The sequence below is a fragment of the Streptosporangium sp. NPDC002721 genome (assembly GCF_042888905.1).
Lineage (GTDB): Bacteria > Actinomycetota > Actinomycetes > Streptosporangiales > Streptosporangiaceae > Streptosporangium.
This window is the reverse complement of record NZ_JBIAQI010000090.1, coordinates 1-1,732: the sequence shown is the minus strand read 5'-3', so window position 1 is coordinate 1,732 and position 1,732 is coordinate 1. Positions and strand designations below refer to the sequence as shown.

Genomic DNA, 1,732 nt, shown 5'->3' with positions numbered 1-1,732 from the left:
GAGAAGTGGGATCTGGCAAGATTTTCGTGATGGGATGACGGAACGTTATTGCGGTGGCATCGTGGCCATTGTGTGAAGACCTTCTGTATCTCTTGTTTCCGCACCTGGAGAAGGTGCTGGTGGAACAGGTGTGCCGGATGGAGGGGGCGGTATGGATCTCGGCCCGGACCCGTTCGGATACGGCGCTTGCTTGCCCGGACTGCCGGGCCTTGTCCCAGCGGGTCCATAGCCGCTATCGGCGTAAGGTGGCCGACACCGCTGTTGGCGGGCAGCCGGTGGTCATCGAGTTGTCGGTGCGGCGTCTGTTTTGTGACACACCCGACTGCCGCCGCCGCACCTTCGCCGAGCAGGTCGAGGGCTTGACCGTCCGCTATGCCCGCTACACCCCCTGCCTGCTTGGGGTATTGCGGGCCGCCGGTCTGGCGCTGGCCGGTCGCGCGGGGGCCAGACTCACCGCTGCCCTGGCTGCGATGGTCAGCCGGGTGACGCTGTTGTCGCTGGTCATGGCGTTACCTGACCCGGTGACGTCCACCCCGCGAGTGCTGGGGGTTGACGACTTCGCTTTCCGTCGCGGGCAGGTCTATGGGACCGTCTTGATCGACTGTCTCACTCATAAACCCGTCGATCTGCTCCCGGATCGGCGGGGTGATACCTTCGCCGCTTGGCTGAGCACCCACCCCGGGGCGGAGGTCATCTGTCGTGATCGGGCCGAGGCCTACGGCGAAGCCGCCAGCGCTGGGGCTCCCGCCGCGATACAGGTCGCCGACCGCTGGCACCTATGGCACAACCTCGCCGAGGCCGTGGAGCGTTGCGTCCGCCAGCACCAGCGTTGCCTGCCAGAGCCCGACGAGCCGATTCCCGACCTGCTGCCCACTCCCGCTACCCAGATGCGGCTGGCCGGACAGGTCGTCGCACCGGCCGACCCCGAGGGCCGCTACGCCGACCGCACCCGCGACCAGCATGCCGCGGTGCAGATCTTGCGCGAGCAGGGTTACGGCCTGCGGGCCACCGCCCGCCATCTGGGCATCACCGTGCGCCGGGTCCGCCAGTTGGTGCGCGCCGCGACCTGGCAGGAGCTGGTCGAAAACCGCTGGCAAGGCCGCTATTACCTGCTGGATCCCTACAAGGAGTATCTGCACCGCCGGTGGCAGGAGGGCTGCACCAACCTCGTCCGGCTCCATGCCGAGATCACCGAGATGGGCTACCCAGGCAGCTACAACAGCTTGTGCACCTACTTTCGGCGCTTTCGCCAGGTCAAGGGGCGCACTCCGGCACAGCCGGCACCGCCCAGCGCCCGCGAGGTCACCGCGTGGCTCACCCGACACCCCGATGCGCTCAAAGAGATCGAGAAACAGCAGCTCAAAACCGTTCTGGCGCGTTGTCCGGAACTAAAAGCCGTATCTGGGCATGTGCGGGCTTTCGCCGGGATACTCACCGATCTGGCCGCGGATCAACTGCCCGGCTGGCTCGCCGCGGTCCTGGCCGATGACCTGCCTGGCCTGCACTCATTCGTCCACGGAATCGAACGTGATCTCGCCGCGGTCACCGCAGGCTTGAGCCTGCCATGGAGTTCCGCAGCGGTAGAGGGCCAGGTCAACCGGATCAAGACACTCAAACGGCAGATGTTCGGCCGAGCCGGGTTCTTGCTCTTACGAAAACGGGTCCTGCTTGCATAACCGCGAACACTCACCGTCACCCATCACGAAAATCTTGCCAGATCCGAGAAGTGGCC

The 1,732-nt window shown here is 65.7% G+C and carries 1 protein-coding gene; it reads left to right on the top strand.

What is annotated here, in order from left to right; translation table 11 throughout:
* Nucleotides 1-53 precede the first annotated feature (53 nt).
* The gene (locus ACFYWM_RS44670; protein ID WP_389927978.1) at nt 54-1,676 is read left to right on the top strand and encodes an ISL3 family transposase; all 1,623 of its coding nucleotides are present in this window, start codon (nt 54-56) and stop codon (nt 1,674-1,676) included.
* The last annotated feature ends 56 nt before the right edge of the window (nt 1,677-1,732 follow it).